We start from the raw sequence: 20,178 nt of genomic DNA, 5'->3' as shown, positions 1-20,178 counted from the left end.
CAGGTCAGTGCTTTGAGAATCGCCGTTTTAGCCAGAGAAATGGACGTAGAGGGATGTACAGAAAATGTAACTGGCGAGGCAGCGGTAAAACGGCCGGATCGCCCGTAGAAGGAAGCAAACGGCTGATCAGGTACAGCAATCGGTGGCTCGGCTCCTTTAGGGAGAGCAAATAGGATCGACTGGTTGGCTGTTGGATCGTTGGTTCGGCTACCGGGTCGCTGGCCTGAATGAAGTCCAGCGCGCTCAGCGCGAGCCTGTGCGCCAGCCGTGTAGCCGCTACCTGACGCAGCGGCTCCGGTATCGAGGTGCCCAGCAGCGCAGCGGCGAGCGCCCAAGCCTGCCCGCCCGCAGGCAGGCCCCCATATCGGCGCATCATCGGCAGAAGCGCCTCCCAATCGACGGCGCGTACCGCAAGCCTGTCGATGTCCACCAGCCAGCGCAGCCTGAACCAGCCGTGACGCGCCCCGTGTGCGCTAAGGTACAGAAACTGGTGCTCGCTGCCAAGCGTGTACATACAGGGTACTCCTGTGGCTGTGACTTCATCGGTTTGCCTGTGTTTCCACAGGTCCTCAAAAGAAGGTTCTCCGCCTGCATCCGGGTGGAGCCGCCAATGCAGCTCTATCTCTACCCGCTTATGCGGATGAAGAAAGGATGCATGATGGTCCTTCCATTTCCAACTGCCCAGGACACGCGCTTCTCCGCTTTTGGGTACATACCCGGCTTCCTGCATCCATTGCTCCGCCATATCCATATCGCCCGGAGCAATGAGTAAGTCTACGTCCTTGGAGGTACGCAGGGAAACATCCCCGTACAATTGCTGCGCCAAGGCAGGACCCTTGAGCATAAGTACACGGATGCCATGATTCATGAGCAGCCCAGTCACCCGCCCGGCTTCCGCTTGCAGGTGCAACATACGCAGGGTGTTCCGGTGATATTGCGCCTGAAGGTTGCGCAGCATTTCAGCGGGGATGGCTGGATGATTTATTCTTTTCAACCGAAGATATACCGCAGGTACCACCCGATGGTGTTCTGCCAGCCGTAGCAAGCGGGCCCAATCCAATCCATGCAGATCACCAGCATCGATTGTATCCAGCCTTGAAGTGGCATCTTTTCGCAGTAAAAAGAGCAGCAGCGTTAATTCCTGATCCTCATTCCAGCGGTCAGATTTCAGAGCTGTATGGGTGGACATGCTTTCAGCAATCTTCGTATTTTGGTCCGTCACAGCACGCCTGCCGAAGGTACCCACTACGGTAAACGCCCCCATCTCTCGTTCGCCCGTAACATAAATCGGTCCGCTCCGCACCCAGGCATGTGCCGCCAAACGTCCCGCAGCATTCTTGGCTGTGCCAAGATACAGCGTGCAGTCCAGCTTTCTGCGACCCAGCAACGTCATTGCGGCAACAGCCTGCACAAGACAGCTACTGTGCCAAGGGGTATAACGGCTTGCCAGCTCCACCGCATGTGAAATATGCCGAACGTCTTGCTTCTGCCGGGCATCACACTCCCAAGAGGTTTCTTCCATACGTATTCCCCAACCGCGTGCATAATCTTCAAATGGACGATGCTGGTGAAGACGCGCCCATCCGAGTTGCAGCCAGGCTTCCGGCAGCAGTCTCCTGATCTCCGGGGATAGACGCCGAAGGCGTTGAATCCACATTTTAAACCGTCTCCCTCAGAAGCTTTAGCAGTCCTTCCCGTTCCAGTTCAGCCACAAAGGTATGTACCTGCTGTCTGCACCGTTCTTCGTCCACTTCATATTCATCCGTCAAAGCAGCTACGATCTCCCCCAGTGAAGGGCAGGATTCCGCCAGCTCCCAGATTCGGCCTCCCGTGAAGCCGAGATTATAATATTTTCCTGTGTTGATGCTCATCATGACCTTTTCCCCGTCCATGTCACTGACATAGACTTCCTCACCGTGAATGACACGGTCATGATCCTTCATGGAATGAGTAGCTGCCACAGCTGTTTTCCTCCTTACAAATGATATCAAGTACCCGGTGTACAACCTCGGACGCGGTAAAAGCAGAGCTATCCCTCAGTAGTCGCCAGCCCTCCACCTGCCGGGCCACCTGGGCTACCGTTCCAAAATGCCATTCACCCAGACTCATTCGCGGAATGATCACCCTGCGATATGTATGAAGCAATAACGTATGCAAGCACTCCAGCATGTTCAAAGGTTGTTCCATAACCGCCGGCAACTTCCCTTCACATTGGAACTCACGATTTGGAGACTCTGCCACCAGCTCGAATACACCTCCCAAGGGAAGCGGTTTGTTGTAGAAGTAGTCCACTCTCGGCACGGCATATTTATTCAGTTCACCTGTAAGCTTACGCAAATGTCCATATTTGAGCATCGCAGGATTGCCGTCCATTAAAACAAGCCCGTGATTGCTTTTGTGTGCATGCCTATTACCCTGTAAAGCCTCCAGTTGGAGCAAGCTTTCCAGACCCAACTTTTGCTGTGGGTAAGCCGGATAGACTATGGTTTTGGAAGCCGTAGCTTGCATAGCAATAACATCATCACTGACTATCCGATACCCTGCCTGGGTAAAAGCAGCAGCCAGCGTCGATTTACCTGCTCCCGATTCGCCTACAAAAGCATAGGCCCTACCTCGGATAACTACCGCACTCCCGTGAATAGGCACTATCCCTCTCTGCATCAGAAGGACACCCATACATGTGCCCAGCACAAACAACCTTACCGTGTCCGGATCAGCACCGGAGTAAGAACATACTTCAATTTCCCTGCCTCTCCTGACGGCGTAAATGGCTGTGTCCGGTATATAGAACATAAAGCGCTCACCCTGCATCACAAAATTAGCCTGCTCCAACTGATCGCTCCATGCTGTCAAATCAGTCTGACGAATGACCACATCCTCCACCGCTCCCGGTGCTGCGGGTATCAATTCAGGCAGATACAGCTCGCTGGCAAGTTTGAGTCCAAAGGCTGTATACATCGTCAGGTTAACATTGGTACTCCTGTCATGCACGATAGGACTCACTCCCTCTGCCCTTTAAAAATCCCGCCTTTATTTCTTCGAGCAAAGCCTTCAAACCCCAAGAAATAAAGACGGCTGTGTATTGAATAATTGCCACTCTCTAGCTTGGATTATACAGATCGGCATCATGGTCAGATACCCAGTCAATCTGTTTCCAGCCCTTACCTGCCATCGTCTGGTTAATATCCAGCGCCTCTATGGTTGGCTCTTGCCATTCTTTTTTACTCATGTCATCACCTCCCCTCCAACGAGCGACGTATCTGTCCTACCGGATAAGACCGCATCAGTTAAATCCGCGTATAAAGCGGTACACAATCAGACTGTGCATCAGCAATCGTAGGTTGGGATCGGACGCCTGCTCTGGTCGCGGTTGACGAAACTTCGCCATAGCCGTTTTAATGACATCGATATTCAGAAATTCGGCGGCATGTAAATCATGGCACAGCAGTTGAAGTTCCCCCATAAACGTCTCCCAGCAGGGGAGCATACGGTGCAGCCAATCCGCAGGCTGGACACCGCGTACACGCTGGTTTAACCGGACATCATCGGGCAAATAATCCCGCATGGCTCCGCGAATAAGTGCGCGATCCCGGCCGTTTTGCACGTATTGCTCAAAGGGCACCGACAGGCAAAAGCGGATCACCCGGCTGTCTCCGGTCGGATCACGTTCCCACAGTCCGTAACGCAGCGACAGCTTGGTCGCAACCACACCATTTTTGTTCGCAATCGCCAAATTCGTGAACTTCTCTTTTCTCGCCTGATCTGCATTCTTCATCCACCCGGTTCCACTCAAAGTCGGAATGTCCTCCACATTCATCCGCTTGGCAAACTCCGGGTGAATGAGCGAAGGAACCGGACTCCGATTACCGCCGCGTAACCAGGAACGAGAATCGAGCGAGGTCGCTTTCTTCAGCATCACGGGTAATAAATGCGATACTCGCCTTCCGGTCAGCTTGCTGTACTGCCACAATCCCTGAAAAGATTGCAGCCAGTGCAAACGACGAAGCTGACGGGCATAATAGTCCAGCGCAGGCCCCCACGAAATGGTAAAATTACCTCGCGCTCCGGTTAACAGCACACCCACATTTTGTTCCTGTGCTTTTTCATAAAAGCCTCTGATCCAGAACGAATTTTCAAAATATTTATAGGGAGCTTCCATCAATTCCAGCCAGATATCAATTTCTGAAAATGGGCTTTTCCCCTCAAAATCCAGGTAATTTTCGTGAATGTTGCCCACATATCGAGCCGTGGATTGGATATAAGCCCGTTCATTCGCCAGCAGTGTCGATGGTGTCCAATCCGTAAAATCCTGTACGGGCACATAGCTGTACGCATGAAGAGGCTTTTGCTGCAATCGCAGCGACGGCGCGGCAAAGCTGGCAACCGCACCGGAATCCAGACCGCCACTCAAGGCCGCTCCCACCCCACGATGCGTGCGCAATCTGGCATTCACCGCCTGTGAGAATACCTCGCGAAAAGCCTCCACGTACTCGCCGCCGGTTTTGAGCCGCAGCGGCTCCACATCATCCAGAGATGCATATTTATGGATGGTTGACTTTCCCTCCTCCATGGTGAACCAATGGGCGGGCGGGAGCTGGTTTATATGCTTGTAGCCAGTTGTCCCAATATCGACGGATTCCTGCATGGCGCGGATCGACAGAAATTCCGCCAGCCACGGCTCATGCAATTCTTTTCGCAGGGAAGGCAACGTCAGAAGAGGGGCTACTACTGTACTGAATGCAAACCCTCGGTCATGTTCGTATGTATACAGTGTGCGGCTTCCTGCCATATCACGAGCGCCATATAACCTGTGCAGCCCGGCATCCCAAATGACAAAGGCAAAATCGCCTATCAGATAGCGGGCCGCGTCGAGCGCCCATTTGTCGTATGCCAGCAAAATTAACTCGCTGTCCGTGATGTCTTGCCGCCGTTCCTGTCCCACCCCCAGCCGTTCAAACAGCTCGGATCGATTGTCAATAATCGCATCCGCCGTAATTGCCAAATTCCGTTCCTCGTCATAAAAAGGGAGACGCTCATGGATGGATTCCGGTGTCACATGCTGCGCGTGGCAGCCCAAGAATATAGAACCCTCACACCAGGCGCAAACGCGGTCGGCGGGATATTTTCGCAGAGCTTGCATCATTTTACCGCCTTCTTCGGTGCAGACGGGCTTATGTCCGAAGCTGTATATTCCTGCAATCGCACTCACGTTTTCCCCCCTTTTTCTTTTTCCATAACTGATAGCGCTACAGATGCCCAGCGCCCCAAATGACGAGCAAAGGGGATACGAGATCGGAGCCGTTGATTTCTGCGTTGGTAGGTTTGGAGCTGTGCGATCAGACGATTCCGCTCCTCATAGCTATGTGCCAGCCTGTTTTCCAGCGATTGGAGCCGTCTATCATTTACAACCTGTACAGCATCATTCTGTCGAGAATCTTGAAGTACAGGATGCTGTCCTGCTTTTATTATAAACCCCCTGTTATCCGCACCCTGCTTTTCCAGCATCCGATAAGCGTTCTTCCACTCAAAGCCGCTTTGCTGGAGAAACTGGCTCGTACGCCGACTTAGTAGCTCCACATCGGCTTCCTCTTCAAACCTTACCCGGGTTATATGCTCGGCCTGCTCCAGTGCTTCCCCGTAGCCGAGTTGTGTAAACATACGAGCTCCGATGCTTCTGCAATACAGCTCGATTTCCTTTTTGTTCAACAGATGTTGCCAGCTATGTACCGAATCCTGATGCGTCTGTTCATGCTCCCCCACGAACGGATCCCCAGCTCCCATGCTGTAAAAAAGACTGGATTTAGGTGTATCCGCAAAATCCCCGTACTTTTCCATGCCCGGTTCATAATCGACACCCAGAAAATCGCACAGCCTCCCGACCTCCACCGCCGGATTGGCTACAAGTTGTTCATACACAAGCGGGTATGCAAGCGGATGAGGTGTGGCAAAATAATGTGCATAACGGAACAAACCGACCGTAATATCCGTCATCTTCATATTAAAATGCGGGCTTTCCAGCTCCTCCAGCAGATGAAAACGTTCGCCACGCATTTGGTTAACTTTTTTGAATGAAGCCGCAATAGATAAGGGATTACGGATAAGCCATACCCTGCGGGCTGCCGGGAAAAGACGGTCTATAAATTCCAGCACCGTATAGTAACGCGGGGATTTGTCGATAACCATATTTGCGTTAGTCCCTTCAAGCAAACCGTTATAGATCTCAAGTGCATACGATCGGGAAGCCTGTTCCAATACGTGCGGAGGAACCATACCGTTAAAAAATTGCCGGATGATTCCAGTTCCCCCATAGGGACGTGTTTGCGACTGGGGAAGATCATGTAGGCTGAGCAGGAACCACATTTCCTGCGTGGCAAACAGGCGGGAGTGGTTTTGCAAAATGGTAGTCACTAGCGAGCTTCCACTTCGGGGGACACTAAGCAGGAAAACCAGTCCCTCGCCTTGCTTATCAATCAAGGAAACTCCTCCTCTACCTCTGCTCAAGACATTTAATAGATACACTACGTATTTTATTATAAATTTATGATACATATTGTATCTTGTCAATCCCTTTGACGGATAATTTCTGTACATGACGCTCATGTTAATCCATAACTACATCTAGAGGTGCATCATTCCGTCTACTCCGTTTCCATGTACATTTTTTCGAGTTCAGCTTATAACAGGTTAAAAGAAGGAGCGTAGACGTATGGGACAAGCTGTTAAAGGCATCATTACCATCGAAGGTCTGGAAATTCCTATCACCAACCCGGATAAACCGCTATGGCCCGAAGCTGGTATCACCAAAGCGCTGTATCTTCGTAAGCTTGCAGTGCTGGCTCCTTTTCTGCTCAAATATAGCCACAACCGTTTGCTGACCGTCATCCGTTGGCCGCACGGTATTCACGGGGATTTTTTCTACCAGAAAAATGCCCCGCAGCCTCGTCCGGGCTATATCGAGACTTTCCTGCATGACGGCATTGAATATATGGTGCTTGGTACGCTACCGCAACTGCTATGGCTCGGCAATCAGGCGGCGCTGGAATTTCACCCATCGCTGCATCAAGCCGGAAGCACGCTGCCCTGCGAATGGATGATTGACCTTGATCCGTCCAGAGAAGTGGAGCCACGCATTATGGAAGCGGCATTCATCGTCGGTGAAGTGCTGGCTTCGCTTGGTTTGGAATCCGTACCCAAAACGTCCGGGGCCACGGGTGTACAAATTATCGTCCCAATCCGCACAGGCATAACCTTCGACGAGCTTCGCAGCATCGGTCTGCTGGTGGGACAGTTTGTGACCGAAAAGCACCCGCACCTGTTCACGCTGGAACGTTTAAAAAAGGATCGGGGAACCGCTATCTATTTTGATTATTTGCAGCATTATCAAGGAAAAACCCTGGCCGCTCCCTATACCCCGCGGGCACGCCCTGGCGCTACGGTGTCCACCCCACTGACATGGGACGAGGTACGACAAGACGTTTCACCGCTTGACTATCATTTGCTGAATATTGAGGAACGGCTAAATCAGGTAGGAGACTTGATTTCCAAGGTCCCTCCACAGCCCATCGAAGATGTTCTAAAGCATATGCGCGCCACATAAAAAAGGGGACGAACTCCACAGCCGTAAAATCGGCCGAGGAATTGTCCCCTTGCGCTAGTGTATTCCTTTTTTCTTAAAGCGTCCGCCCTTCACATCGTGAATGTTACCAATTGCCACAAAGGCATGCGGGTCCCAATCTTCCACGATGTTCTTCAGCTTCGCTTCCTCCAGTCGGGTGATGACGACGAAAATGACCTTCTTGCTTTCGCCTGTAAAGCCACCCTCACCTTCCAGATAGGTTACGCCCCGTCCAAGACGGTCCGTCAGGGCATCCCCGATGTCGCGGTATTTTTCACTAATAATCCAGACCGATTTGGACTGATCCAGACCTTCGATGGTAATATCAATCATTTTCATCGCAATATAATAAGCAATCATGGAATACAGGGCATTCGGCCAACCAAATACAAAGCCTGCGCTGCCCAGAATGAAGATGTTCACGAAAAGTACGATCTCACCGACCGAAAAAGGAGTTTTTTCACTGACGAGAATAGCTACGATCTCTGTTCCATCCAGCGAGCCGCCAGACCGAATGACGAGACCTACCCCAACGCCGAGAATGACACCGCCAAAAATAGCACCGAGCAGCGGTTCGCCAGGGGTCAACGCATTTACACTGTGTAGTAACGTGGTTCCGATAGACATCACGATAATGCCGAATAATGTGGATAAAGCGAAGGTTTTGCCGATTTGCTTGTAGCCGATAACCAAAAAGGGAAGGTTCAACAGGGTCAGGAAAATACCGAGCGGGTAGCCAGTAATCTTGGAGGCCATAATGGAAATACCTGTGACCCCACCGTCGATAACGCCGTTAGGAACCAAGAATATTTCGAGGCCCACTGCCATAAGCGCGGCACCGAAAATAATCATGGCCGCACGCTGAAACAGGCGTTTTGCTTTATTTTTAGGATTGGCTGGAATTTTGCTGATCTTGGTCAACTCTCCGGTCACATCTGTGATCTCAGACAGACTTTGGACTTCCTTGCTCACTACACTCATATATAAATCCCCCCGTTACATTATGGTATATTGGACCAAAAAAGGGGCTGCGATCCGCAGTCCCTTCTCCTTTACCGCGATTGTGTTATATGAATACTATACCATAAAACTGTGATTTTGCGCAAAAAAGTTAGCAAAAAGCACATAAATCTCAATAAAGCCGGATTATATTGATAAAAACGGCGAAAACCGCCTTTAAAGGAGCGGAGAGAGCATGCGAGCCAGAATTTCAGCTGTTTTCTGTAATCGTGGCCGTCTGCGGAACACCTTTAAATCGATGTGCGAAGAGTTGGACAGATCCTCTTCAAAATCGGCCGAAAGATGCTCCAGCGCTGACCGGGCAAAGAGTACAGCGGTCAACTCAAAATTATAGAAAAAGCTGCGCATGTCCATATTGGCGGTCCCGACCGAGCCGAGCAAATCATCCACAATGATGATTTTAGCGTGAATAAATCCTTTACGATATTGATAGAACTCCACGCCCGCCTCCAGCAGCTCCTGCACATAGGACAGGGACGCCAGATGCACCAGCTTTGAATCCGATTTGTATGGAATAATAATTCGCACATCTACGCCGCTGACCGCCGCCAGCTTAAGCGCCTCATAAATCCCCGGATCGGGAATAAAATACGGGGTGGTAATCCAAATCCGCTTCTTGGCAACCGCCAGCGCACCAAAGCACATTTCCTGAATCGTATCCCATACCTGATCGGGTCCGCTGCTCAAAATCTGTACCTCCTCTTCTCCTTCACAGGTATGCGGCGGAAATAAATTCTCATCCATCAGCCGTTCCCCGGAGGCCAGCTTCCAGTCGCTTAGAAATGCATTTTGCAGAAAATAGACGCTATCTCCTTCCATCTGCAAATGCGTGTCCCGCCAAAATCCCACCTTGGGGTACTTGCCGAGATAATCGTCGCCCACATTTATGCCTCCAACAAACCCGATCAATCCGTCCACCACTACGATTTTACGGTGGTTACGATAGTTAATCCGCCGATCCAGCGTCGCGAAAAACGGGGGCAGAAAATAATGAAACTCTACACCTGCCTCATTACAGGCATGAATAAAAGAATAGGGCAGATTGTAGCTCCCCACACCGTCCACCACGAATCGAACCTTCACACCCTCGCGCGCCTTGCGGATCATGACCTCCTGAAACCGGGTACCGATGTCGTCCGCCCGGAATATGTAAAACTCTACATGGATATGAGACTGCGCCTGTTCCAGCGCTGTCAGCATCGCCTCGAAGGTCTCTTCCCCGTCCGTCAGCACACGTGTGCGATTGCAGCCGGTCAGCGGATTTTCCGACATACGGATGAGCTGGTTAAACAGACGCTCCTGATGCTTGAAATGAGGATTATGCATTTGTTCCACATTCTCAATCACCCTGGATTGCGACCATAGGCGCTCGCGGAATTCACGGAATAGCTGTGATCCCCCTTTTCGCACCATTTTGCGCTTCTTATAATCCTGTGCAACAAAGTAGTACACGACAAAGCCGATCAGCGGGAAACAGAACAAAATAAATAGCCAGGCTACCGCCTTGGACGGCTTGCGAAATTCAAAGAGCAGGATCGTCCCGGTCTGAAAAATAAAAACAATTAAAACCAACAGCAACCACAGCATGTTTAAGCCTCCTTATACATCTATGTTTTATACCAAGCTCCAATTTTTTTGACATGTTTGCCCCTTAAGCTGAATAGATAGTAACCAAGCACTATTAGGATAGGAGCGATGTCCGGAAAGGAGCGATTATGAAAAAAGGAAGCCTAAATCGCCGGATGACCTTGCTCGTCATTCGTGATGCACAGCAACCGCCCAAGCAGCTACAATACTCTACAGCCGCTGTCATTCTCGTCCCGACCCTTGTGATCGCGTCCATCTCTACACTCGTGATCGGGCTGCAAATCCGTTCTTCCCATATCATTTCCCAAATGGAAACGAATCTTGCCGTCCAGAGCTTGCAGATGGATGTTACGGTAGCGGACAAGGATGCGGCAATCGGGCGACTGCGCCGCGAAGTGATGGAGCTGACGAATCAGGCCACCAGTATTCGCGAACGCCTCCAGCGTGTAACAGAACTGGAGCAGCAAATGCAGCAATTTATCCGCAAATATGGAAAATCCTCTGCCACCAGTAGCAGCAAAACGGTCGTGACTCCACTCTCCTGGGATGCCTCCGGCTATACCGGGGGCGAATTGATTACAGTACATGAAAATACAGCCATGCTTACTCGTCAAGCCAAGGATGATTTTCAGGAAATCGAATCTATGCTGGACACGGTAGAGCGCACGGTTCCCCGCTCTATTCAGCAGGCGAACGCCGTACAGCAGAACCTTGAGCAGAAGCAAGCCGCACAGTTGCTCCAGACCCGCAGACTGGCGCTTGCCGAACAAGGTAAGCCTTCGGCCTGGCCTGTCAGTTCACGCCAGATGACCTCCAGCTTCGGCTATCGCAGCGATCCGTTTACGGGCAAATCCGCTTTCCATTCGGGCATGGATATTGCCGGACAAACGGGTGATCCCGTCTATGCGGCAGGAGCGGGCACTGTGCTTGAGGCAGCCTCCAGCGGGGCACGGGGCAAGTGCATTATCATCCAGCATCCTGACGGATTCCAGTCCTGGTATATGCATCTAAGCGGTATGCAGGTGACTCCGGGGGAACGAGTCCGTAAAGGACAGACCATCGGCCTTCTGGGAAGTACGGGAAGAAGCACGGGGCCTCATCTTCATTTTCAGATCGTCAAGCATAGTCAGCCTGTCGATCCGTTACTGTATGTACAATGATATTTTTCAAAATCCTTACAATAAATGAATGGAGGCAAACAACATGTTCAAGGACTCCAAAAAAAAGCTGTCCGCACCTGTGACCGATACGCTGTTGGCTAACGGCACCAGCTTTGAAGGTACGATTGAGGCTGAGGCCAATATTCGAATTGATGGCCATTTTCAGGGCGATATCTGCAGCACTCATGCCGTCGTGATCGGAGAATCTGCTGTCGTGCGTTCGGATATCATCGCACGAGACGTCACCCTTGCCGGCAAGGTATTCGGAAGCATCACCACAGAGGGACGACTGACGATCACGCCTACGGGCGAACTGTACGGCAAAGTAGCCGCCGCCGCGCTGGTCATCTCCGAAGGCGGCGTTCTGGACGGTACGAGTCAGATGATCCGAACGAAAGACGCAGAACCCTCTGCTGTTTCAACTGACGCTTCTGATCTTGAAACACAATCCGGTACTCGCAAAGACAGGGAAAACCGTCAGGCAACCCTGCAATCAGAGACGGGATAATTCCATTCATTCCATCATATCTTCCACCCTGTGTTCCAAAAATAAATGATACACCTTGCGTATCACTATTTTAGCGCACATGTACAGCGGAATAACCAAAACGATACCCAAAATGCCGAGCAAGTCACCACCGACCAATAACAGTATGACGACAGTCAGCGGATGAATATCCAATTGTTTGCCAAACACAACAGGTGACAACCAATTGTCCTGAATTTGCTGGGCAGCGATCACGACGACCAGCGACCAGATTGCCATGGAAGGTGATTCAAGAAACCCGATAATGACGACGGGTATGGAAGCCGCCACAGCCCCCACGTAGGGGATAAAATTAAGAAAAATCGAAATGACCGCGAGCAGCAAGGCGTAAGGCAGACCAATAATTAGAAAGCCAAGGAACATCATAATACCCAGCGCGACATTTATCAGCACCCGACTCACGATAAAGCTGCTGAGCGCACTGTCGATATCCTCCATGACCTCCAGCGCGTCCTTGTGATATTCTTTAGGAAAGAAGTTTAGCATTTTGGGACCAAACTTGCGCCCCTCCTTCAGCATGTAATAGAGCAAAATCGGAAAGGTAGCCAAGACGATAAAAAAGTAGGATACGAACGATACCAGCTTAACCGAATAATCGGACAGAGCTGAAAAAGCCTCATTCAACGTATCCGACAGTCGTGACAGCGGATCTTCCCCCGGAGGCAACACTTGTCTCAAGGATTGATTATGCCGCCATTGGCTCAATTGATCAACCAGACTGCTAATGAGCTTCGGCGCATTTTCAAATAAATTCGTTACCTGATCACGCAATGTAGGCCATACACCCCATGAGAAAATAAACAGCAGCGCGGCAATGACCAGATAAATCAGCAAAATGGAGATGGGGCGCTTGATTTTTCTTCGTTCCATCAAATCTACCACTGGCCTCAATAAATAGTAGAAGAAAAAGGACAGCATTAACGGTACAACCAGCAAGCTGACCAGAGATACGATGGGACTGAATATAAAACTTACTTTGGTGCCCAAATAAATGATGAGCAAGAGCATGACAATACCTGTAGTCAGGCGAAAAAAACGATTATTGGGCAGCATATCATGCAGCACCCCCTTCTGATCTGTTTCTCTCTACCTCTTTAAACGCAAACCGTCCCTATTGATTGATTCTTGCTGAAAATAGATTGCAATATACCCCGGTACGCAGAATCTGTAGCGGTAATTGTATGATACAGCTCCAAAACAGCGCAAAAAGGACGTGCAAATGGGTAGCCATTTAACACGTCCTTTTCGTTGCTTTCAGTATATTGTAATATCCTCATGTTATAAAAATCAGATCAAATCAGATGCTCGGGTTTAGGTTGAAACATCTCTTTTCACAAAAACCACCCAGGTAATTGCAATAAAAACTACATAATAGGTGGCCAGCACGGTGAGCGAAAAGGTCAAACCAGAGCTTACTGTACCCGGCGGCATATCGAGATATTTTTTCAGGTCCATATGCGTAAATAGGACGTATTTGGTCCATTCATAACGATCTGTACTAAACAAACCGATTGAATTGTAGATTGTTTTGGTGAACATCATGAACAGAGATAAGCCGATCGCCAAGGCGCTGGAACGAAAAACTGCAGACAGCATAAAAGCAAAGGCCATAGTCACGAATAAAGCAATATAACTGTACAAGAAATTCAGCGTTACATAAGATATCGGATCACTGAACGGTGGAATCGAACCAGCTGGCGCATCTTTGGATAACATCAACCAGGAGGACAGCGTAACCATCGCTACTAAAATGAACGTTCCGAGCAGACTGAACAGAATGACCGATATATATTTGGACAACAGAATTTTGCTACGGGTCCAAGGGCGGATAAGCAGCAGCTTGATGGTTCCCCATGTAAATTCACCTGCCACCGAATCAGCCGCTACAATGACCGTAAACGTCGTATTGAGGAAAAATGTAAACATCGCCGTCAACACGATACCATCCCACACGCTGACCTGATCGGAAACAAGAGCAATCAGCATCGGAATCACAGCCGTAATGACCGCAAGCAGCCCTAGCATAATCCATGTCCGTACACGCAGGTAAATTTTAAGATTTTCGTTATGTACCAGCCTAAAGAAGTCAGCCAATGGACCCGCCTCCCGTCACTTCCAAAAATTGATCTTCCAGCGTACGGGCCACCGGGCGAATCGCATATACCTTGACTCCATTTGCAGCCAGAAGACTGTTCATCTCTGCTATTTGCTCCCGCTCCAGATGCAGCAGCAGTTGGTTGCCTTCGACGCGCCCTGCACCGGCAAGCGCATAAGCATGCTGGGCATCGTTCACTTCAAAAGCAATTTCCGCCGTCTGGGCCTCTTCAACTGTGCTCTTCAATTGCTTGATGTCAATCAATCGTCCGTTTTGGATAATAGCGACACGGTCGCACATCAGCTCCATTTCGGACAACAAGTGACTCGATACGAATACTGTAATTCCCTCGCTCCGGCTCAACTGCCGCAAATAATCCCGCAATTCGCGGATACCCTGCGGGTCTAATCCGTTGGTCGGCTCGTCCAGTACAAGCAGCTTCGGCCGATGCAAGATCGCCTGTGCTACCCCGAGTCTCTGCCGCATTCCGAGCGAGTAGGTTTTGACTTTATCGTGAATCCGGTTTCCGAGTCCTACCAGGCGGATCGCTTCATCTATGCGCTCCTTCGTCACCCCCGGTGACATTCTCGCAAAATGCTGCAAATTTTGATAGCCGGTCAGAAACTTGTACATTTCGGGGTTCTCCACAATCGCACCGATGTGGGAAACTGCCTTTTCAAAATCGGTTTTGATGCTGTCTCCACAAATATGGATATCGCCCTTGCTGATCGATATCAGGCCAACCATCATACGGATGGTGGTTGTTTTTCCCGCACCGTTCGGTCCGAGGAAACCAAATACCTGCCCCGCTGGAACCTCCAGCGTCAGATCGTCCACAATCGCTTTTGAGGAAATGATTTTACTCACTCCCTCCATACGTATGACGGGAAGCTGTCCTGTCGCTTGCTGCATGCTATGAAACTCCTTCCATCCGGAGTGAAGCTCTATTCTATTTTGCTGTTCATTTCCGGTTTTGGAAGTATTGTACCATATTTAACCTGTTAGAAACACCGCGTCCTATTATTCCTTATCCTTGTATATCCAAAGCACCCGCCACTCTTCACCTTCCTGCGTCATATAACAAGGCTGTACGATATCAAAATGACCAAACCGGGTCTTATAATGCTGGGTAACCGTAATACGGTAAACCTTCCCCAGCTCGTCTCCACTCTGCTCTGTGCGAATATCATATTCAGCCTGCGGCTCTCCCAGCTCGAATGTGAACGTATCCGTCCCCATATCCTGCATGAACACGTGCGCACGCTGCTGTACATACGTGGATTTTTCGAATTTTTTCTTCATTTGTGAATGAAAAAGCTCCCAGGAGCCTCCGAAATTACCTGACTGCTCCATCGTATAGAACTCATTCAGCGCTTCGACCGCCTGATCGCCTTCCCCCGTAGACATGACCCCGCACAGACCCAGCCACAGCAGCCATAATAGCCCACATATCATTGCAAAATACAGCAGTTTACGGACGAACGTGGAAGCCGCTCTTCTTCTGAACAGCACAAATCGCCCCTCCCCTCAGTTGGACATTCTACTGGATACTCTAAGATGTATGTGGGACAGGCCTAGTTTAGAAGAGAATGAAAGAGAATGACGGGTGACCTCCTTACAAGCCACCCGATTGCATAAGGCAAACCTAAGGTGATATGGCTGTGGTGAGCAAATGCTGCTCCATCAGTCCACGGATACGCTGGCGTTCCTGATTATCCACGATGTAATAATACACTCCGTTGATTTTGGTTCCATGACCCTTCAACTCAACCATATCCGTCTGCCGTAGAGATGGGCCGATCCGGGTCAGAAAGGTCGTCATATCGTCAAAGGTAATATCCGTACGGATTTGCTCCCCCGCTGCCTGCAATATCGGTTTTACCTTTAACAGCCCTTCCTTGCTGATCGCCTGTGCGAGAATTTGCTTGAGCAGCTCCCGCTGGCGGGCATTTCTTCCGAGGTCCCCACGCGGATCATCAAAACGCATCCGGGCATAAGCCAACGCCTCAGTCCCGTTCAGCTTCAAGCTGCCCTGTGCAAAGTGATGGCCCTCATATTGAAAATCGAGCGGATTGTTAACCGTGACTCCCCCCAAAAGATCAACCATTTTCGCAAACCCTTCCATGTTCATCTGCACATAGTAATCCATCGGATGATTCAAGAAATGCTCTACCGTACGGATCGACATGTCCACGCCGCCAAAGGCAAAGGCATGATTGATTTTGTCCTCACGTCCCCTGCCGATCAGCTCCGTTCGCGTATCGCGCGGGATGTTGAACATCAATACAGAGCCTTCGGCGGGATTAACGGACAGGACCATCATTGTATCCGAACGCCCCCGATCATGGGGACGCTGGTCCACCCCCAACACAAGCACGGTGAACGGCTTGAATTGGGATATGGCCGCCGGATTGGGTGTTCCCGATCCGGCGCTTGTTACTGCCGGGCGTCCTGCTCCGCCTGTTGCAAGGGTAGAAATCGCGGCGGGCCGCACGATACTGCGTGGATGATACATAGCATTTGCCGCCGTTTGAACGGAATGATATACATAAGCGGTGTAAGCACCAGCACCTACCATCAATAATGCAGCGGCCCCTAATGTTATTTTCAGCCATCGCTTCATACAGAGCCTCCCCCTTTACGGGTTCATTACAGACCGATGACGATCCATATCCATATTGTTCATCTGCGGCCTGCCGACAGAATAGTATGCAAAGGCGGACTGTCTGATTTGCTCCTCACGGTACACATTGCGTCCGTCGATCATAATGGGATGCTTCATAAGCTCGTTCAGCTCACCCAGCCCCACCTCACCAAATTCCTCCCACTCCGTCAGCAGACACAGCGCGTCGCATCCTTCCGCCGCTTCTCGTGCGCTATCGGCCCATGTCACTTCCGAGCTGTCCAGCAATCTGCGGAAGTTGGCGGTGGCGACCGGGTCATATGCACGTATTTGCGCACCCGCTTCCAGAAGCGACTGCATAATATCCAGCGCTGGAGCATCTCTTACATCATCTGTATTCGGCTTGAATGCCAGCCCCCATATGCCAATAGTAGCTCCTTCCAGATCACCTAAGGCTTCTTCCAGCTTGCGAATCACATTAAAGCGCTGCCCCTGATTCACTTCCACCACGGATTTCAGCAGCTTGAATTCATAGTCCACATTGCCCGCAATCTGGATCAGCGCCTGTGTATCCTTGGGAAAACAAGAGCCGCCATAGCCGATGCCTGCGGACAGAAAAGAGGAACCGATCCGCTGATCCAGCCCCATGCCGTGTGCCACACGCGTAACGTCTGCACCCACTTTTTCACAGATATTCGCAATCTCATTAATAAACGAAATTTTAGTCGCCAAAAAAGCGTTCGACGCGTACTTGATCATCTCCGCCGAACGGATATCTGTGGTCAAAATATTTGTCGTCAGCGGCTCATGCAGCGTACACAGCACAGCGGCGACATGAGGGTCGGATGCCCCGATCACGATCCGGTCCGGCTGGAGCGTATCTGCTACCGCCGAGCCTTCGCGTAAAAATTCAGGAACCGAAGCCACGCCAAAAGAGTAGTTCGTGCGGCTCGCGATCAGGCTGTGAATACGATCATTGGTTCCGACAGGCACCGTGCTTTTGGTGATAATCACTTTGTAGCCGTTCATGGCGTCTGCCACCTCGCGTGCGGCTTCCTCAATATAGGACAGGTTCGCTTCCCCGCCCGGCAACGAAGGCGTTCCGACCGCCAAAATAACAATCTCCGCTCCCTCTACCGCAGATGCAGTATCTGTTGTAAAGGTCAGTCGGCCCTGCTCGACATTATCCTGGATCAAGCCTTTTAAGCCCGGCTCATAAATCGGTACTTTTCCTTCATGAAGCTGGCTAATTTTGTCCTCATTCTGGTCGACACAGACGACCGTATTCCCGAGCGCAGCAAAACAGACTCCCGATACCAGTCCCACATACCCCGCACCAATTACACATAGCTTCAAAACGGCTCCCCCTTTTACATACTGTCTCGCTGAATTACGCTTTTACCAGCTTCACTTCTCTATGCCTCTCCCTGCATGCCGATTATGATGGAGCGTAAGCCGTTTGTTCCGCCGATAGGATTTGAAAAATCGGTATACATACACCGGATTGTTATAGGCGTATCTCTTCCATAACCGTTTCGGTTCGCTGATCAGGCGGTACAGCCACTCCAGCCCCAGCCTTTGTATCATTAGCGGCGGTCTGCGAACCTTTCCGGTGATATAGTCAAAAGCCGCTCCTACACCAATCATCACGCCACGGATGCGGTCTTTGTTACGATACATCCATATTTCCTGCTTTGGACAGCCCAAGCTGACGAAGATGATATGCGCGCCTGACGCATTGATGTCATGAACAATCTGCTCCTCCTCATCGGGTCGAAGCTCCCGAAATGGCGGTGAAAAGCCACCCGCAATTCGGATACCTGGGTAGTCCTGCTCCATTCTTTCCTTCAGGCTGTCCATCGCATCCGGCGTGCTGCCGTAAAAATAGATACTTAACCCGGTCTGCGGCGCGCGTTCGCACAGCTTGAGCATCAGACTGGGTCCGTCCACCCGGTCCTGACGCTCAAATCCGTACAGCTTGAGCGCCCATACCAGCGGCATACCATCCGGGGTACACAAATCTGCACACGCAAGTGCATCATGGAACTCGGATTGATTTCCGGCTGTAACAATAGAATGCGTGTTACAGATACATACATAGCTGTCCTTGCGTCCGCCCGCCCATTGCTCCACCGTGTGTACGGTTTCCTGAAACGTAAGCGCCGCAATATCTGCGTCCGCAATCCTTCCGACTCTATACTGGGGCAGTTGCTTCATAAGCACGCTCCTCTATCGCCTCGTTGTATATGTCCATCAGTTGCTTGTAATTCACTTCTTCCGTGTACCGAGCAGCATATATTTCCGATACCTTCTCTCTCATGGCTGAATAGTTTTCATAGGCTGTCGCACGACAGATTACGGCACTGATATGTTCCATATCATCATGTTGAAAATGAAACCCGGTCACTCCATCCTCCACCACTTCCTCCAGCGCCCCGATTCGGCTGCACAACACCGGGGTTCCCACGGAATAGGACTCTACGATGGTCATGGGAAAGCCTTCATACCAAATGGAAGGGACCATGACATACATGGCTCGGCTCATGCAATCCAGCACCGTGTCTCCATCCTGCTTGCCCAGAAAACGGATGTCCTCCTGCGGATACGCGGCAGCCAATTCAGCCTTTTCCGGGCCATCCCCGATGATGACCAGTCTCAAGCCGCCCCGATCCTCCACCTGTGTCCAGGCTTGCAGCAGATTACGCACTCCTTTTTCAGCCGAGATTCGCCCCACAAACAACAAGTAACGATCAGCCGGGTCATACACGGCTTCCACCTCTTTACGTTGGATGAAATTTGGCTTCACCACGATACGATCCGGTGGAATGCCACTTTCAGCAAATTTCTCCCGCGCAAACTCGGTTAGCGCAATATATCGACTTACTTTGTGTTGCCATGTACCGATCAGATTGTTGAACTTGATCATCGCCGCCACCGGAATCGTCTGTAGCTGTGAGCCCCGGTAGCACCCGTGGCGGATGGAATGCAGCAAAGTGCCGTGCAGGCATTTTTCACAAACCTCATTCCCCCGCATAAAAGTCGCCGCCGGACAAATCAGCCTGTAATTATGCAGCGTCTGGACGACCGGAATTCCCAGCCGTTCACAGGCATGATAGACGGAAGGAGAAATAACCGGAAAAAAGTTATGCACATGCACCACATCCGGTTTCACCCGCAAAAGCAGCTTTTTGATTCTTTTGAACTCGGGCAGGGACCAAGTCGCCTCCACCGCCAGCTTTGCCATGTTAGCCAGCCCTTTGCTTTGGATGCTGTCGTTATGAACATAATAATGCTCCGTCTCTATCCCTCTGGAGCGCAGCAAAACCAATTCCTGCTCGACAACCTTGTCTTCTCCACCGCTTTGCTGATAAAAGTTGTGGATGATCAGCACCTTACCCACTGTGTTTTGGTTATATTCACGTCGATGGACATGGTTTGCTGTATCAGATGCTGGTGATGATATGTCGGACTGAGGGACCTCCCCCTGAACATGATGATGGTCTGGATTTGAAACCTGTAGATGTACTGGAG

The 20,178-nt window shown here is 50.7% G+C and carries 19 protein-coding genes and 1 pseudogene; 3 read left to right on the top strand and 17 right to left on the bottom strand.

All coding sequences use genetic code 11. From position 1 onward, the window contains the following. Positions 1–4 precede the first annotated feature (4 nt). From C1I60_RS12200 to C1I60_RS12170, 7 genes and pseudogenes are all read right to left on the bottom strand, one after another. Positions 5–1,189, bottom strand: coding sequence for a nucleotidyltransferase domain-containing protein (locus tag C1I60_RS12200; RefSeq protein WP_137062261.1), 1,185 nt, complete (start codon positions 1,187–1,189; stop codon positions 5–7). 6 nt (positions 1,190–1,195) lie between these two features. Next, positions 1,196–1,657: pseudogene (locus C1I60_RS26310) on the bottom strand (lasso peptide biosynthesis B2 protein); the annotation flags it as partial. A gap of 1 nt (position 1,658) precedes the next feature. Then, complete coding sequence (locus tag C1I60_RS12190; protein ID WP_014280292.1) at positions 1,659–1,961, bottom strand: lasso peptide biosynthesis PqqD family chaperone; 303 nt, start codon at positions 1,959–1,961, stop codon at positions 1,659–1,661. Then, on the bottom strand, positions 1,930–2,991 hold the full coding sequence (locus C1I60_RS12185) for a dephospho-CoA kinase (RefSeq protein ID WP_137061947.1): 1,062 nt from the start codon (positions 2,989–2,991) through the stop codon (positions 1,930–1,932). Before C1I60_RS12185 ends, C1I60_RS12190 begins: the two co-directional genes overlap by 32 nt. A gap of 109 nt (positions 2,992–3,100) precedes the next feature. Continuing rightward, complete coding sequence (locus C1I60_RS12180) at positions 3,101–3,229, bottom strand: paeninodin family lasso peptide (protein ID WP_137061946.1); 129 nt, start codon at positions 3,227–3,229, stop codon at positions 3,101–3,103. A gap of 54 nt (positions 3,230–3,283) precedes the next feature. After that, the gene (locus C1I60_RS12175) at positions 3,284–5,209 is read right to left on the bottom strand and encodes an asparagine synthase-related protein (RefSeq protein ID WP_137061945.1); all 1,926 of its coding nucleotides are present in this window, start codon (positions 5,207–5,209) and stop codon (positions 3,284–3,286) included. Beyond that, positions 5,206–6,474 (bottom strand): sulfotransferase family protein, encoded by a 1,269-nt coding sequence (locus C1I60_RS12170; protein ID WP_137061944.1) that lies wholly within the window; start codon positions 6,472–6,474, stop codon positions 5,206–5,208. The genes C1I60_RS12175 and C1I60_RS12170 overlap by 4 nt, the downstream gene beginning before the upstream one ends. A 232-nt stretch (positions 6,475–6,706) precedes the next feature. Between C1I60_RS12170 and ligD the strand changes: the two genes are divergently transcribed. Then, a complete protein-coding gene (gene ligD, locus C1I60_RS12165; RefSeq protein WP_137061943.1) occupies positions 6,707–7,597 on the top strand; it encodes a non-homologous end-joining DNA ligase in 891 nt (296 codons plus the stop codon). A 54-nt stretch (positions 7,598–7,651) separates the two neighbouring features. On the opposite strand, the gene C1I60_RS12160 is transcribed toward ligD, so the two are convergent. Continuing rightward, entirely contained in the window at positions 7,652–8,596 is a 945-nt protein-coding gene (locus C1I60_RS12160; protein ID WP_137061942.1) for a YitT family protein, read from the bottom strand. Positions 8,597–8,791: 195 nt separating this feature from the next. Next, the gene (gene cls, locus C1I60_RS12155) at positions 8,792–10,222 is read right to left on the bottom strand and encodes a cardiolipin synthase (protein ID WP_137061941.1); all 1,431 of its coding nucleotides are present in this window, start codon (positions 10,220–10,222) and stop codon (positions 8,792–8,794) included. Between the two features lie 128 nt (positions 10,223–10,350). On the opposite strand from cls, the gene C1I60_RS12150 reads away from it, so the two are divergent. Beyond that, entirely contained in the window at positions 10,351–11,382 is a 1,032-nt protein-coding gene (locus C1I60_RS12150) for a M23 family metallopeptidase (RefSeq protein WP_170970787.1), read from the top strand. A 43-nt stretch (positions 11,383–11,425) separates the two neighbouring features. Further along, positions 11,426–11,890 carry a bactofilin family protein gene (locus C1I60_RS12145; protein WP_137061940.1) on the top strand — a complete coding sequence of 155 codons (465 nt, stop codon included), beginning with the start codon at positions 11,426–11,428 and terminating at the stop codon, positions 11,888–11,890. Positions 11,891–11,896: 6 nt separating this feature from the next. Here the strand turns inward: C1I60_RS12145 and C1I60_RS12140 are convergent, their stop codons facing one another. The 8 genes from C1I60_RS12140 to C1I60_RS12105 form a co-directional block, all read right to left on the bottom strand. After that, the gene (locus C1I60_RS12140) at positions 11,897–12,982 is read right to left on the bottom strand and encodes an AI-2E family transporter (protein ID WP_137061939.1); all 1,086 of its coding nucleotides are present in this window, start codon (positions 12,980–12,982) and stop codon (positions 11,897–11,899) included. A 258-nt stretch (positions 12,983–13,240) separates the two neighbouring features. Beyond that, on the bottom strand, positions 13,241–14,023 hold the full coding sequence (locus C1I60_RS12135) for an ABC transporter permease (RefSeq protein WP_137061938.1): 783 nt from the start codon (positions 14,021–14,023) through the stop codon (positions 13,241–13,243). Further along, complete coding sequence (locus C1I60_RS12130) at positions 14,016–14,936, bottom strand: ABC transporter ATP-binding protein (protein ID WP_137061937.1); 921 nt, start codon at positions 14,934–14,936, stop codon at positions 14,016–14,018. The genes C1I60_RS12135 and C1I60_RS12130 overlap by 8 nt, the downstream gene beginning before the upstream one ends. A gap of 108 nt (positions 14,937–15,044) precedes the next feature. After that, positions 15,045–15,536 carry a hypothetical protein gene (locus C1I60_RS12125; protein ID WP_137061936.1) on the bottom strand — a complete coding sequence of 164 codons (492 nt, stop codon included), beginning with the start codon at positions 15,534–15,536 and terminating at the stop codon, positions 15,045–15,047. Positions 15,537–15,669: 133 nt separating this feature from the next. Beyond that, positions 15,670–16,647, bottom strand: a complete 978-nt coding sequence (locus C1I60_RS12120) for an LCP family glycopolymer transferase (protein ID WP_137061935.1) — start codon at positions 16,645–16,647, stop codon at positions 15,670–15,672. A 15-nt stretch (positions 16,648–16,662) separates the two neighbouring features. Then, entirely contained in the window at positions 16,663–18,003 is a 1,341-nt protein-coding gene (locus C1I60_RS12115; protein WP_137061934.1) for a UDP-glucose dehydrogenase family protein, read from the bottom strand. A 51-nt stretch (positions 18,004–18,054) separates the two neighbouring features. Continuing rightward, positions 18,055–18,864 (bottom strand): WecB/TagA/CpsF family glycosyltransferase, encoded by an 810-nt coding sequence (locus C1I60_RS12110; protein WP_137061933.1) that lies wholly within the window; start codon positions 18,862–18,864, stop codon positions 18,055–18,057. Beyond that, positions 18,842–20,047: a glycosyltransferase family 4 protein gene (locus C1I60_RS12105; protein ID WP_137062259.1), complete on the bottom strand. Its 1,206-nt coding sequence runs from the start codon at positions 20,045–20,047 to the stop codon at positions 18,842–18,844. The genes C1I60_RS12110 and C1I60_RS12105 overlap by 23 nt, the downstream gene beginning before the upstream one ends. Between the last annotated feature and the right edge of the window lie 131 nt (positions 20,048–20,178).

It is taken from the genome of Paenibacillus terrae (assembly GCF_005217525.1).
GTDB lineage: Bacteria > Bacillota > Bacilli > Paenibacillales > Paenibacillaceae > Paenibacillus > Paenibacillus terrae_C.
This window is presented reverse-complemented; position numbering and strand designations above follow the sequence as displayed.

Bases quoted from the DNA above. Each gene is read 5' to 3' on its own strand.
- C1I60_RS12200 (WP_137062261.1), bottom strand. From the start codon at position 1,189: ATGTCCACCCATACAGCTCTGAAATCTGACCGCTGGAATGAGGATCAG.
- C1I60_RS12180 (WP_137061946.1), bottom strand. From the start codon at position 3,229: ATGAGTAAAAAAGAATGGCAAGAGCCAACCATAGAGGCGCTGGATATT.
- ligD (WP_137061943.1), top strand. From the start codon at position 6,707: ATGGGACAAGCTGTTAAAGGCATCATTACCATCGAAGGTCTGGAAATT.
- C1I60_RS12160 (WP_137061942.1), bottom strand. From the start codon at position 8,596: ATGAGTGTAGTGAGCAAGGAAGTCCAAAGTCTGTCTGAGATCACAGAT.
- cls (WP_137061941.1), bottom strand. From the start codon at position 10,222: ATGCTGTGGTTGCTGTTGGTTTTAATTGTTTTTATTTTTCAGACCGGG.
- C1I60_RS12150 (WP_170970787.1), top strand. From the start codon at position 10,351: ATGAAAAAAGGAAGCCTAAATCGCCGGATGACCTTGCTCGTCATTCGT.
- C1I60_RS12145 (WP_137061940.1), top strand. From the start codon at position 11,426: ATGTTCAAGGACTCCAAAAAAAAGCTGTCCGCACCTGTGACCGATACG.
- C1I60_RS12140 (WP_137061939.1), bottom strand. From the start codon at position 12,982: ATGCTGCCCAATAATCGTTTTTTTCGCCTGACTACAGGTATTGTCATG.
- C1I60_RS12130 (WP_137061937.1), bottom strand. From the start codon at position 14,936: ATGCAGCAAGCGACAGGACAGCTTCCCGTCATACGTATGGAGGGAGTG.
- C1I60_RS12120 (WP_137061935.1), bottom strand. From the start codon at position 16,647: ATGAAGCGATGGCTGAAAATAACATTAGGGGCCGCTGCATTATTGATG.
- C1I60_RS12110 (WP_137061933.1), bottom strand. From the start codon at position 18,864: ATGAAGCAACTGCCCCAGTATAGAGTCGGAAGGATTGCGGACGCAGAT.